The following is a 14,530-nucleotide window of genomic DNA, read 5'->3' on the forward strand; positions in this document are numbered from 1 at the left end:
TATTTTTTTTTGGTAGGGTAATTTGCATCATGACTGTTTTACTATTGAACCTTATCAAAAGTAAAACAATGAAATCAAAACAAATTAAATTCGCATTAGTTGCTATTATAGCATCAACATTTTTCCTAAGCTGTAGTAGTGACAACAATAATGACACTACACCTACTACCGAAGTAAAAAAAGAAATTAGTCTTTCTACAAGTGCAACATTAGGTTCTTATCTTTCGGATAAAGATGGTAGATCTTTGTACTTTTTTGCAGCAGATGCAAAAGGACAAGCCTCTTGTTCTGGCGGATGTGAAGCCGTTTGGCCACCATTTTACGTAGATAATTTAACTGCTGATAAATTAAATACGGGACTAACATTATCTGATTTTGCAACCATTACTACTGCCTCTGCAAAAAAACAATTAACCTATAAAGGATGGCCATTGTATTATTATTCGCCAAGTACAAACGGAGCTAATACTCCAGAAGCTGCAGGTAAAACAACAGGTGACGGAATTGGCGGTGTTTGGTTTATAGCAAAACCAGATTATTCTGTGATGATTGTAAGCAGCCAGCTTACAGGACATGATGGTAAAAACTATAAATCTGATTATACTGTTGGAGATGGTTTAACAACTTATTTTACAGATGCAAAAGGGTTAACATTGTATACTTTTAAGAATGACAATTTTAAGAAAAATAATTTTACAAAAGCAGATTTTTCAAACAATGCTGTTTGGCCAATTTACGAAACAGATAAAATAGTCGTTCCTTCTATTTTGGATAAATCTAAGTTTAGTGTTATTACTGTATTTGGTAAATCACAATTGGTTTACAACGGCTGGCCATTGTATTATTTTGGTCAAGACGCTAGCGTAAGAGGTGCAAATAAAGGGATTAGTTTTCCTGCTCCAGCTATTTGGCCAGTAGCAGTAAAAGACTATCCGCTTGCGATATAAAATTTCAAAGAAATTTTTATAGTACAGCCCAATATTTCAAATTAGTCCAATCAAACTGGACTAATTTGAAATAAAAAAAGAATTATTTCTTCCTGAAAAATTAAAACATCGATATGAAAAGAAAAAAAATAGCATTTGTAATGACCATCCTAGTAGTACTGGTTTCAGCGGGAATTTATTTTTATTACGGATTTCTCTTTAAGGAAGCACGCAATATAGAATCAGAAATGCCTGATTGCAGCATAACAGCAACAAAATTACTTGAAGATTATAATTCGAATCCGCAAAATGCTGATGCACTATATCTGAATAAAACAATTGAAATTACAGGAAAAGTAACCAAACAAACAGATTCTGTGGTTATACTTGAAAATAGTGTTTTTTGTCTATTTATTCAAAAAACAAAATATCAAAACATCAATAATAAAGTAACGGTTAAAGGTAAATGTATTGGTTATGATGAACTTTTTCAAGAAGTTAAGTTAGACCAATGTTCCATAACCAAACAAAAATAATTAATAAAAATGATGAAGAAATTTTTAGTTACAATATGCCTCTTTCTGGCTTCACTGACTTATTCGCAGGAGGATCTACTCAAGGATCTTGACTCTACTCAGGTAGAAGATAGTTATTCTGCAGCAACTTTTAAAGCTTTACAGCTGGTAACCTTACAGACCACAAAAATGGCTGCAAAAAAAGAGTTCTACTTTGTAGTCTCGCATCGTTTTGGTACTGTTAAAGACGGTTTAGACAGTTTTTTTGGTCTCGATAACGCTACTACAAAATTGGGAGGTATTTACGGAGTTACAGATTGGCTGTCCGTTAGTATTTCTAGGCATACCTTAAACAAAATGTATGAGACAGGATTAAAATATCGAATGATGAGACAAAATGCCAATTTTCCTTTTGAAATTGTAGGATACAGCGTTGCAGATATCAATACTTTTTTAGAAAAAGATCAATATCCTGGTTTAGAATTCAAGCATCGTATGACTTATGTACAACAGTTACTTATCTCAAGAAAAGTGAGCGAAAAACTATCCTTAGAATTAGTACCCTCATTTGTACATAAAAACCTTTATAATCCGGCAATCGAAAATGATAATCAGTTTTCTTTTGGAGGAGGAGGACGCTATAAAATCACCAAAAGATTATCTGTGAATTTAGAATACATGCACAATTTTGACACGCCTGAATTTTATAAAAATCCTTTGTCAGTTGGATTGGACGTAGAAACCGGAGGACATGTTTTTCAGTTAATATTTACTAATTCACAATCTATGAGCGAGAGCGGATACCTTACAAACGCCAGTGGTGACTGGGGTAAAGGAGATTTCTTTTTTGGATTTAATTTATATAGAGTATTTTAAAATTATAACTTATGAAAAAACTAATAGCATTCACGATTTTACTTGCAGCATTTTCGAGCTGCAGCGATTCTGACACCTATCAGGATATTGAGAAACCTGTTACAGTAACGCCTCCAGTTACTGAAACACCAGGTACAAACCCACCAGCTGTAACCAGCTATACTAAAAATGCTAAATCAATTATTGATGCCAATTGTATTGGTTGTCATCAAAGTGGAAGATCTGCGGGTTTCAGACCTTTAACCACTTATGCTGAAGTAAAAGCAGCAGTCGAAAACGCAGGTTTACTCAATAGAATTCAATTACAGACGGGACAACAAGGTATCATGCCTCAGGCAGGAAGAATGTCTCAGGCCAATATTGATGTTATTGTGAAATGGAATACAGACGGATTAAAAGAAAACTAATTATTATGAAAAAACGATTGATCAATTTCTTTGTATTACTGTTGATTATTGTTACAAATACCGATGGATTTGGGCAAAAACTAATCACAAAAACTGGAACTATAAAATTTCAGGCGACTGTGCCTTCCTATGAAGAAGTTGCTGCCGAAAATAAAAGTGTATCTGCTGTCTTAGAGCAGTCAAGCGGAGATTTCGCTGCTCTGGTTCTTATAAAAGGTTTTCGCTTTAAAGTTGCTTTAATGGAGGAGCATTTCAACGAAAATTATATGGAATCTGAAAAATTTTCAAAAGCTACTTTAAAAGGTAAAATTGAAAATTTTGATAGTTCTAAAATTACCAATACACCTCAAAATTTTATTTTAAAAGGAGATCTTACTATTCACGGAAAAACTAAACCGGTAATTGTAACGGTGAAAATTTCGAAAGCTGCAAACGGAGTAAATGCTATTGGTTCATTTGAAGTTAAACCGGAAGATTACGATATAGAAATACCAGGTCTAGTAAGAAAAAAAATTGCTGACAAAATAAAAATCAGTTACAATTTTTTATTAATCAAGTGATAGTTTCAAAAAAATTAAATCTTTTGATAATAGAATTTACCCACAACTATTAGCTGAATAAATCTTTTTTTGATTTGGAAGATTATTAATCAGGACTAATATTATGAGGTCAGTTTCATGCCAAGCTGACCTCTTTTTTTTGTTCTCTCGCATCTGTCAGAATCAAATATAAGAATTTAAGTAATTTAAAAGTTAGACCGCCAATTTACAGCATGATTTAAACATACTTATCCCTGGTCTAATCATCAGATTCTTCCTCAGCATATACACAACTTCAATTCCGCTCAAGGTTTGTCTGGCCGATTCAAAACCTTTAAAACCTAAACCAGTTAAAATCTTCCACTATATAAAACGATGGTCCTGTTCTACAATATTATTGCCATAATTACACTGTCGGATTTTAATCTTTGAGAAAGAACGCTTGTTATAGACCTTAATCGCTGCAGTATTAGAACCGCTTTTATCAATGTTTATTACTCTCGGACAACAGTATTACTAATTGCTTTAATTAGAAATGACCGGGCACTGATTTATATGTCTTCTATTAGTTAATAAGAAATCAATTGTATTAGCATCGCTAAATAGTAGCATGATCAACATGAACTCCTCGCATTTTCATCATCTCTTCAACATCCCGATAGCTTAATGTAAACCTAAGCTTAAAATATACTGCCTGCAATATAATAGACTTCGAATAGCAATGACCATTTGTATTCATTTTTCGATGGATTTAAAATTCTAAAGATAAAAAGGGATTCCCGGGTGCGAAAGAACCCAGCTCGCTATTTATTAAATTATTTAATGGTCATCATACGTTTTAAAAGTGTAATTTTGTTTTACTGTAACCGATTTAGATTAAACAAAATATGCTTAAAAATCCATCTGTATACATAATAGGCGCCGGAGCAAGCGGCTTGGCTTCTGCAAGGGTACTTGAAGATAATGGCTATTCTGCCACAGTGTTGGAAGCTGAGAAAAAAATTGGCGGACGCCTGCAGACCGATATCATCGATGGGTATGCCCTTGATCATGGGTTTCAGGTACTTTTGACCGCTTATCCCGCTGTAAACAAGTATTTAGACCTTGCCAGCCTCAATCTTGCCTATTTCCAGCCAGGGGCTGTGATTTTAAGCAACGGCAGGCAATCTGTAATGGGAGACCCTTTACGTCAACCGTCAATGCTGCTGAAAACCTTACTGTCGCCTGCTGCTTCAGTAAAGGATAAATTCCTGATATATCGTCTTACAAGACATCTTAAAGCAAAGACAATCAATGCAATATTCGACGCTCCCGAAATTTCAACCCTTGAGTATCTTAAAGCGTATGGCTTCAGCCATGTGATAATTGAGAATTTTTTCATGCCTTTCTTCACAGGCATCTATCTGGAAGACAAGCTCTCCACTTCTTCGAGGATGTTCGAATTCATTTTTAAAATGTTTAGCCAAGGAAGAGCAGCTTTACCAGCAAATGGAATGCATGACGTTGCACAAGCTCTTGCCAGACCCTTGGCAAGATCGGCAATCAGGACAAGCACAACTGTGGTGAACATCGAACCGGATAACAGGCGTATACACCTCGAAAGCGGTGAGGTTCTTGAGGCCGATTACATTATCCTCGCCACGAATACGGACAAAGTCCTGCCTGGATACCACACTGAGAGGATCTTATGGAAAAAATGCACAACATTATACTTCAAGGTAGCGCATCCCGCAAGTAACCAACAACTAATCGGGCTGATTCCGGATCCTGACACACTCATCAATACCCTCTCCTACGCCCAAAGGGTCGATCCCCAGAAGGATAACGAGGTGATGCTTTCGGTAACCATCGTAAAAGAACACGCTTTGGAAGATAAGGAACTAATTGAAAAAGTAAAAGAAGAACTGCTCCAGCAATGCGGATTTACCAATCTTAGGTTTGTAAAGCTATATCATATACCCAAGGCACTACCCGATATAAAAGATGTATTATACGTACCAAAGAATGTAACAGTCTCCGAAGGGATTTTCATTGCAGGCGATATGCTCGCCAACGGTTCCCTAAATGCTGCCCTACTATCCGGAGATTACGCGGCTAAGGCCTTGATAGAGCAACATAGATCAGTAATGGATCAGCAACGATAACTATGGGGTATAATATGTTGAAATATAATAAGTTTATTCAACAATTTTCAAAGGCAGATGAACAAATAAAGAAAACTTTTTCCATAACGATCTTGAACACTTTATTAGTATAAAGACCCACACAATACGTATTTTGAAAAAAAAGGTATTTGATTCTGAAGCCCATCCGTAACAGTGCAAATTTTAGGCTTTACTGCACCGTAAGCCTGAAAAAGCTTTTAAAAATCTGCACTTTAAACACAGTTACAAAATCAGCCATATAGCAAAAACGGTAGAAGGCAGCATTCCTGAACCCGTTACGGAAATCATGATAAATAAGAACGTAAGCGACCATGCTATAAGTGATTTCAAAATAGCAATGATAAATTTTGACACATGCTTATTCCTTGGTCCTATCGAATTTTGAATACCTTTTATCTTTGGTTTTTTTTTGATGCGACAGAATGCTCTTATCCAATTTTAAAATTGTATTTAGTATTACATCATCAATAATTGTATTTTTGCAATCCATATTTTAAATTTAAAACACTTATTTTAAATAAGTTAACATATAAAAGTCACCTTAGAAATGTTGTAAAAACCGGTACTTTTATTTTCGTGGCAACATCGTGGCACACTAGGTTTTAAACAATTAAAAATGCAGTAAACAAGCGAGTTCTCAGCTTTTGGTTCGAATACTACTCTCCCCACTAAAAGGGTAAAAGAAGTAAAAGGGTCACTTTTTCAATCTTTTCAAAAAACCTGCAAATCCTAGGATTCGCAGGTTTTTTGCTTTAGAGCAATTTTCTCTGTCTTTCTCTAATTCTTTGTATACGTGCATATTAATATCAACTTATAAAATCACAATCTTTAGCCAATTTTCATAGTAATGATTTTGAGAAGGTTATCTTTAACAAAATATAAAATTATGTCAGATAAAAACAAGAAGTCGTTTGGAGTTTGGATGGATTCACACAACGCGACAATCGTAGGAAAAGAAAATGTTGATAATGGGGAGTTTGTTGTACTAGGGCATGTAAAAAATTCAGGACCAGATAACAATTCAAATGAAAAAAATTCAAATAATCAGGAAATTAGCTTAATGCAAAAATTTTTCAAAGAGATTGCGAGCAAAATGCCTAACATAGATGAAATTCACATTACAGGAACTGGTCAAAGTCAAGAACAATTTATTAATTTTTTGGCTGAAACCCCACAGTATAAAAATGCAATATCAAGTGAAAGCACCTCTAACAAAATGAGTGATGAAAATCTAGCAGTATATATAGCAGAATATTTTAACTAGATCTTTTCTTAAAATGTTAAAAAGGATAAAGCTTTGGATAATTATCATCCAAAGCCTTATCCTTTTACTATCATCATTGCCAATAATTTACAGTGGACGCAAAATACTACTATCCTATAATTTTTACACTTACTCTTATCTAAGCCTAAAAATCAAAGCATTTTTTTATTTAAAACATCAGCATAATTATATTTTTTATTGCTGATATAGGATATTGCAAAATGATCAACCAATTAGCTAAAACTCCACGGCATTTCAATACAAAACACCGTGGAATTAAAAAAATTATTCTTTTTGATAAGGACATCCTGAAGCTGATGCAGCAGATTCAATTTTTTTAGAATCTGGAAATTGTTCCTCTATTAAACGTCTTTGATCAAGCGGAACATCTTCTATTTTACGAAGCGTATTGACTTGTATATGTGGCCAGCTTGTAGTCCCTCCGTCATCTCCAAAGTCAAATTCAAAAAAGATGACTTGTTCATATTGCAACTGCAGAATTTCTTTTTCGTCTTCTACAACTGTTTCAAGCCACATGCGCATATTCATTTCTACTGTAGGGACAAAACGATTTACAAACGGAACATTAAGTATTCCTCCTTGAGCGCCTGTTTTGTTTTTAGATGACATTTGAATAAGTACATAATTTTTTATATAATCTTCTTTATTAGTATCACGAAGACGCAAATCAGGCCTTACAGAATAAGGATATAAAGGATCTGCGAGTATGCGTTGCGTATAGATTTTATTTTCTCCGGGATCATTACTATCATCTAGTTTTTCAAATACCCAGTCAGGTGCGGGTTTGTCAAGATTAATAGGGTCAGTTTCGCTTGCACCTGCTCCTCCCATAGTTCTGGAAATCGAAAGATGATCATATTTCCAGGCGGCATTACCTTCCGGAAATGGTGGCGGACCATCGAATAAATATTTTTTGTCCTTTTCATGCAAATTATTTCGAACCAAATCTCCTAATAAAGTTATGGTACTACCGTGCGGAATCACGCCACTGCGTGAAATAGAGTAATCTGGTATAAAATATTGCCCTGTTTGACCCGCTCCAACTTTAAGTTCTTTGGCTGCGATAATTTCATAATATTTTCTACCATTTAAATTCTCTTGCGTTACATATTCTTTCTCACCCTGATCATTTATAATTAGAAAAAGGGTTTCATCCTGATATCCGCTTTTATATAAATCTTTGTTGGGGTTGTCCTGTGATACAGCATGTACGCCGCGATCTTCCTTAATCGTTTTTTCAGTGGCAGCGTAATTAAACACATCGCTAAGCCATAAATACATACCGTTTTCCTCGTGAATTGGCGTATATTGCAATGCATCCTGACCTTCTGCACTTGTTACACTTTTAATGCTTTGGTCATATTTTACAGCTCCGCAAAATTGTTCGTTTGCACCACCGCGATTACGAACTCCTCCCGGAACCAGATCAAATGTTAGTTTTTCTATATACTCTTGACATTCAAAACTATATTTTCCAGGAATAGTTCCTGCATTGGTGCCCGGCGAAGGCATAATAGTAGTATGTATACCGGTACCAATTAATTTTCTTTCACTTTTTTCACTATTATTATAACTGACCCAGGTACCTTGCAATACTTTTAAAATACCGTAATCTACATTGTTTACTATCTTCTGTAGATTATCCTCATAAAAAGGCCTAATGGGATCTTCAATTTGAACTTTTGAATATCCTGACATCAAACTCTCTAATACACCTTTGTTATCTTCCGGAGCATCTCCCAGAAATGCTTCATTTCTATTTTGATCTGAATTTGAATTTACTCGAAGTAAATTTACCTCATCTTCAGAATTGTTACGTTTTAGCATAATATCTTTTTTAAAATTAATAATTTGCGCATCTAAAAGATGATAATACAGCTCTTTTTTTAAAGAAGTAGATTCATTTTACCATCCTAAATAATAATCTTTAGACAACCAGAACGGACGATCAAGTCCAAAATATTCCTGAAGCATTTTCTCTGCTTCACAAAAAGCACCTTCAACCCAACCTTGCTGATCAGAATAGGCTTCCCCGCAAATATGAATTTGTTCGTTAACATCTGGTTTTCTCATGTAAGGCATTACTTTTTTAACAGAATACCCAGCTTTCCATGCATGATATCCTGCACCAAAAGGGTCGTCTGTCCAATCTTTAAAATACGTTACATAAGGTTCCGGTATCGTTACATCTGCACCGTGTAGTTCACGTAGCTGGTTCATCAATTCGCCCACCATCAATTTGGTTGCCTGAACATCATTTAGTTCATGTAACTCTTTTAGCGAAGCTGATTTAGCCGGTTTTACCTCAAAAAGTACTTTATCATCAGAAAGTGCTTTCCAGAAGGTTTCAGTTTCCATATCTCCATAACTTCCTAATAACATAGAGTTGTTCGTTTTTTGATCTGTTCCAAAATAATAACATTGTCTCATTGGTAAATCAGTGATAGAATGCCCGGAGTCAATTCCTAATTCTTTCCACCACGGATATTCAAAACCCATTAATATTTTGAAAGCAGGTTCCATAATTACAGAACGGATATTTTTATTGATAACGGAGTTTTCATCTGCATTAAAAAAGAAATTATTTTGATCCAGAAGTTCTAAAGATTTTCTAGGCATAGCCAAAACTATGGAATTGGCATACACATGCCATTTACTATTTGTTTTCAGATTTAGAAATGTCAGTTGGTATTTATGCGTTTTTACTGAATGTTCTTTTGTAAAAGTCACCAGTTTATTTTCAGACCAGATACAGGCACCTTCATGATCTATGTAAGAATTGGCTAACGCATACGCGATACTATCATAGCCTTCTTCGATAGTTTTGTAAATGGTTCCTGCTGAAAAATCACCTACCATGTACGGGAAAGCTTCGGCTGAATTCCAATTGATCGTATTGGAATAATAACCTCCTGCATTCGCTAAAAATTGATATCCTTCCTGCGAAACCTGATCCTTAATTAAATTCCAGAAACCAAGATCATTTACTTTACGTTTGTCGTAAGGAGAATTAGGAAAATTATAAACCAATTTGGGTTTTATATCATCCCAATCTCTGCTGTCTAATTCAAAACTATAATCATAAATAGAAGGTCCTTTTTTGATTTTTTTAGCATAGTGTTCAGCAACCCATGGATCTGCCATTAAAACATCATAAATAATTTTATTAAAAAGCTGATCTGAACTAAATCCAAAATCATTTTCATTCAAATAATATCGGGTTGGCAGTTTTTTATCTTCTTCCTGAGCGACATTCCAGTCATCTTGTTTAAAATGCTCTTTTCTAAGATACATTAATAGTTTTGCGGGATCGCCCATAGGAAATGGTACTGGCGTCATAACATCTTTCAGGATAGGAATATGTTTGTCAGGATCCTCCGGAGGTACATAACCTTCAATTAATGTTGTTACAATTTCCTGAGAAGTCAGGTAGCGCATTCCTCCTAACTCACCCCAGAAATTCATTCCAGGCATGATAACAGATTCCAGCCTTCCGCCTAGTTTACTATTCATATCAAAAATTTGTACCTGATCAGCAGTGTATTTTTTATCAGTAACGAGACGATAAGCAGTATATAATCCCGAAGTTCCGGCGCCAATAATAGCAGTTTCGATTTTTAAATCAGGTTTCATCCCTGAATTTAACGGCGTATTTTTATTCATAATGTTTTGATTTTTAAATTGCTTTAAAATATTTGTATCCTAATTGGAAAGGGGTAATATCAAAATCTGTATATCCGTCTAAGGCAAGATCCGACATGATTTTTCCTAAAAACGGAGTGAATTTTGCTGCCCATCCGGTAGCGTATAACACGATATTTTTATGATTGGGTACATAACTTGGAGCAAAATCAATCAACAATTCCTTATTGGCAATTTTACTCAGGGCGATAAGACATGTTGATGTATATTCAGGTTCCGTATTCAAACCTGTCATGTGCTCTTTTACCCAGTCTGAAGTATAACCTAGTTCTTGAGGATTAGGAATTAAGGTTCTGTCACTTGGTTCTTCGAGCGGATTGATCACAAAGTCTGGCGCTACGCGAATGTATTCGGGATGATCCCAGTCGACTGAAGGAAAACCATAAAACTGATTGCCATTTTCGCCTACTGGATTTTGAAATACAAACCAGGTTGGGTATTGAATGTTGGGATCTGTTTTTTTAAAATATGCCGAAGACATATTCCAATACGTGGCTTCTATTTTAAAATCGAGTAGATTGACCACGCTATTAATGTAAGGACCAGGAATAATAACTATTTTTTTGGCGATGTAAATTCCGTTTGGAGTGGTGAGTTCAAAAAGTTCTCCCAACTGATTAATTTTCAATACAGGAGAATTCTCTTCTAATTGAACCGTTTCTTCTTTTTTGCACAAATTTAGAAGCGTTTCATTGGTTGCTTTAAAATTAATGCTGGCACCATCGGCTTGAAACAATCCGGTATAGGTTTCCGGTAAATTCTTAAAATGGTATTTTTCTTCGATTTCTTTCGCTGTTAGCGTTGTATAAGGAACTCCTAATTCTTTTAATGCTTGTTCCGCTTCAGCAATATTTCCCTCTGTAGAATGCACAGCAGGATCTCCAAACCAAAGTGTCCCCACTTTATCGAGTAATGCAGTATCGGTTTCTTTTTCCAGCGCATCCCAATAAGGCTGAGCATCCAACGCCATCTGCACCATATATTCCTGCGGATATGGAATTCTAAACTGGCGAGAAACTCCGGCTGAACTTCCTAGCTGATTTACAAACGTAAACTGCTCTAAGACCAGGGTTTTTGCTTTTCGCATGCCAAGATGGTATGCCGTAGCCAGACCAATTGGCCCACCACCAATCACGATTACATCGTAGTTTTCTGTGTTCATAATTTTCTTCTTTATTCTTGATTTTGGTTACGCATTTAGAACAATACACAAGCATTGCCATAAGTCTAAATTACTGGAGTTACAAAATCAATTATAAAAAAATGACACAAAACGGAGATTATAAGTCACAAAACAAACTTTAAACTGAATGAAATATTTAAAAACAAAAAAGATGCACAAAGTCCTCTGACATTTGTACATCTTCTATAAAATAATTCCATGTTAAATTAAAACTTGATAAGCAAAGTAAAATATGTAGTTTTAAGCCATTGGGGGTAATTCCCCATATTCGCACCCAAATTGACTCCTTCAGCTAACAATTACAACACATAAAAACACTTAAGAAGGAATTAGTTCTACCAAAATTTCCTTTCCAGCTTTATCGCAATAGGTACAGGTCATTTTGTCCATACAGATTTCCCTCTTTTCAATACCAAAGGCCGCACACATTTTGATGAAGGTCAGAAAATCTGTCTTAACTTGTTGATGCGCTACCAATTCCAACTTAAATCCTTCACTTTGCGAGTTATCTGCAATTACTAAAAGCTCATATTTTGCTAGTACTTTTGCCGTATAATTGTTTGCTACATGGTAGTTAATATGTCCATGTGCAACATAAGCTTCGTAGTGTGTAACACCTAAAGCTTTAATTTCATTAATGTTAAGAAGGAAAATCTGCACCAGATTTCACTTTACTGTGAGCCGCATTAATTTGTTCTACTGTAAACATTTTTTTAATTTTTAATTGTTAGACGTTTTGTTGAATTACATGCTATCATAATGCTACTATGTATCAAAATGATGATTGATTGTAGAATTACATTTTTATTGCATGTACTTTAAGATTACAATGCAAAGATGCAGATGCTAAAAGGCCTGTAATTATTTAACAAATTTCATTATTAAATCTATTGGTTTGAATTCCTTAAATTGCCAAAATCCGCTTATCCTCCAAAAACAGATACAAACACTCTAGTAGTTCATAAGAATTTGATCATTGCTAGGTTTTTCGCTACATCTATTATAAAACTATTTTTTGTTTTAAGAATTATTTTTATTGAATAGCGGCAAAAAATAAAATTGATTAATAATGTTATCTAGACAAAAAAAACGTAAAATAATGTATTTACGTACTTTTATTTTTTTTAATGAACTTAACGGGAGTGAAATTAGAATCTTTATAATTGGAACAGTTCAGCCTTTAAATCTAATAAAAGAGCGCTAATAAGGAAAACTATTTGACTTTCTAAGCTTCTCTAAATCAATTTTGAACTCGTACATCTCTGCATTTTTTGTTTTTTATAGTTGCAAATTGTTTTTAAAGTTGTATATTTACAAAAGCCAACATAATAATTTTGTATTGCAAAATTATTATACCAAATTTAAATATTAACCTAATACCCCCTTATCATGAAAAAAATTACTCAAATCATCTGTGTGCTTTTGACAGTTACAAGTATGAGTGCACAACAAGAGAAAGGAATTCTGGGCTACAACAACTGGTTAGACAACTGGACCGAATTTAAGCCACACAAAGTTGAGTATGGAGAACCTAACCAAATTTTAGCTGGAAATATAAGTGTTAATACAAAATTACTTAAGAGAAATGTTTACGTGCTACAAGGAAATGTGTATGTAACAAACAATGCTGTTTTAACAATCGAGCCTGGAACATTAATCATTGGTGACTTTGAAACAAAGGGAACTTTAGTAGTAACAAAAGGTGCTCAAATCATCGCTGATGGCCTTGAGACTGACCCTATTGTTTTTACTTCAAATCGTAGTATGAAAAAAGCAGGAGATTGGGGAGGCGTAGTAATTCTTGGTGATGCTCCAATCAATAAATTTGGAAATGCTGGTTCTTATAACTTAGATCTTGATCCAACTCTTACCACTTATGGCGGCGAAAACCTTGCGGGAAATTCAGGGATTTTAAGATATGTGAGAATCGAATTTGCAGGAAAAAAAGTTAAAGGATTAGATACTTTTAACGGATTGACTATTGCTGGTGTTGGAAATAAGACAATTTTAGAAAACATAATGGTAAGTTATTCAGGAGGAGATTCATTTGCCTTTTTTGGAGGTGATGTAAATGCTACTAAATTTGTTTCTTACAAGTCAATCAACGACGATTATAAATTTACTCAAGGCGTACAATGTCGTTTATACAACTCATTGGCTGTAAGATCTTCTTATTTATCTAGTAATAAAGACGGATCTCGTTGTCTTGAAGTTAAATCATACGAAAGAAAAAACGAAACTGATTTTACTAAAAAAGGAACTCTAGTTGTTGCTTCAAACATTACAATGCTTAATGATAGCGAAAATATAAAAGCTGATATTCAGGCTGGTCTTGTAAAAGAAGCTGTTTATGTAGCTGAAAATGCATCACTTCAAATGAAACGCAGTGTGATTTCAGGATTTAATCCTGCCGTTTTATTAGACAGTAAAACAGAAATTAATGATGCTAACTTAAAGAAAATCAAATTTGAGGAGATGTTTTTCAATCTATGTAATGGAAACATCTTTACAGAAAACAATTCTAATAATGAAAACTTAGAATACTGGTATGGTAACAGCATCTTCTTTAATGTTTATTCACAAAGTGATAACAAAGAAACATTCGTTGATATATTTAATGCTAAAAGACCAGATTTTAGACTTCAATTAGGAAAAATCACAGCATCTAGCGGAAAATAAAATTAATTTATATTTATTTTACTAGCGGTTTTTTTAAAATCAATAGAAGAATATTACACTTATGTATTAGTTTGAAAATTATTTAAATTAAATCTTTACATAAAAAACAACAAAAATAGCCTTACCGATGGTACCATCAGTAAGGCTATTTTGATTGTTGAATATTTCTGCACCAACAAACACATATAATTTATTGAAGCAAAATAATAAATGGCGCTTAAAAAAGACAGCCTGGTCTGCCATTTATCCATTG

The 14,530-nt window shown here is 34.3% G+C and carries 12 protein-coding genes; 8 read left to right on the top strand and 4 right to left on the bottom strand.

Going from position 1 to position 14,530, the window contains the following annotated elements; all coding sequences use genetic code 11:
* Positions 1-68 precede the first annotated feature (68 nt).
* The 7 genes from LNP22_RS15800 (at position 69) to LNP22_RS15830 (ending at position 6,692) form a co-directional block, all read left to right on the top strand.
* Positions 69-947, top strand: coding sequence for a COG4315 family predicted lipoprotein (locus LNP22_RS15800; RefSeq protein ID WP_229974321.1), 879 nt, complete (start codon positions 69-71; stop codon positions 945-947).
* Positions 948-1,060: 113 nt separating this feature from the next.
* A complete protein-coding gene (locus tag LNP22_RS15805) occupies positions 1,061-1,462 on the top strand; it encodes an OB-fold putative lipoprotein (RefSeq protein ID WP_229974322.1) in 402 nt (133 codons plus the stop codon).
* 12 nt (positions 1,463-1,474) lie between these two features.
* Positions 1,475-2,317 (top strand): DUF5777 family beta-barrel protein, encoded by an 843-nt coding sequence (locus tag LNP22_RS15810; RefSeq protein WP_229976393.1) that lies wholly within the window; start codon positions 1,475-1,477, stop codon positions 2,315-2,317.
* Between the two features lie 11 nt (positions 2,318-2,328).
* Entirely contained in the window at positions 2,329-2,724 is a 396-nt protein-coding gene (locus tag LNP22_RS15815; RefSeq protein WP_229974323.1) for a c-type cytochrome, read from the top strand.
* 5 nt (positions 2,725-2,729) lie between these two features.
* Positions 2,730-3,284, top strand: a complete 555-nt coding sequence (locus LNP22_RS15820) for a YceI family protein (protein ID WP_229974324.1) — start codon at positions 2,730-2,732, stop codon at positions 3,282-3,284.
* A gap of 866 nt (positions 3,285-4,150) precedes the next feature.
* Positions 4,151-5,407 (top strand): NAD(P)/FAD-dependent oxidoreductase, encoded by a 1,257-nt coding sequence (locus LNP22_RS15825; protein ID WP_229974325.1) that lies wholly within the window; start codon positions 4,151-4,153, stop codon positions 5,405-5,407.
* 907 nt (positions 5,408-6,314) lie between these two features.
* Positions 6,315-6,692: a hypothetical protein gene (locus LNP22_RS15830; RefSeq protein WP_229974326.1), complete on the top strand. Its 378-nt coding sequence runs from the start codon at positions 6,315-6,317 to the stop codon at positions 6,690-6,692.
* 285 nt (positions 6,693-6,977) lie between these two features.
* Here the strand turns inward: LNP22_RS15830 and LNP22_RS15835 are convergent, their stop codons facing one another.
* From LNP22_RS15835 to LNP22_RS15850, 4 genes are all read right to left on the bottom strand, one after another.
* Positions 6,978-8,540, bottom strand: coding sequence for a peroxidase, FMP-type (locus LNP22_RS15835; RefSeq protein WP_229974327.1), 1,563 nt, complete (start codon positions 8,538-8,540; stop codon positions 6,978-6,980).
* A 78-nt stretch (positions 8,541-8,618) separates the two neighbouring features.
* Positions 8,619-10,376: a flavin monoamine oxidase family protein gene (locus tag LNP22_RS15840; RefSeq protein ID WP_229974328.1), complete on the bottom strand. Its 1,758-nt coding sequence runs from the start codon at positions 10,374-10,376 to the stop codon at positions 8,619-8,621.
* A gap of 13 nt (positions 10,377-10,389) precedes the next feature.
* Positions 10,390-11,577, bottom strand: coding sequence for an FAD-dependent oxidoreductase (locus LNP22_RS15845; RefSeq protein ID WP_229974329.1), 1,188 nt, complete (start codon positions 11,575-11,577; stop codon positions 10,390-10,392).
* 339 nt (positions 11,578-11,916) lie between these two features.
* Positions 11,917-12,258, bottom strand: a complete 342-nt coding sequence (locus LNP22_RS15850; protein ID WP_229974330.1) for a DUF1398 family protein — start codon at positions 12,256-12,258, stop codon at positions 11,917-11,919.
* 729 nt (positions 12,259-12,987) lie between these two features.
* Here LNP22_RS15850 and LNP22_RS15855 point away from each other — a divergent pair.
* Positions 12,988-14,277, top strand: coding sequence for a hypothetical protein (locus tag LNP22_RS15855; RefSeq protein ID WP_229974331.1), 1,290 nt, complete (start codon positions 12,988-12,990; stop codon positions 14,275-14,277).
* The last annotated feature ends 253 nt before the right edge of the window (positions 14,278-14,530 follow it).

Origin of the sequence: Flavobacterium flavipigmentatum (assembly GCF_020911905.1) — a bacterium.
In the GTDB taxonomy this organism is placed as follows: domain Bacteria; phylum Bacteroidota; class Bacteroidia; order Flavobacteriales; family Flavobacteriaceae; genus Flavobacterium; species Flavobacterium flavipigmentatum.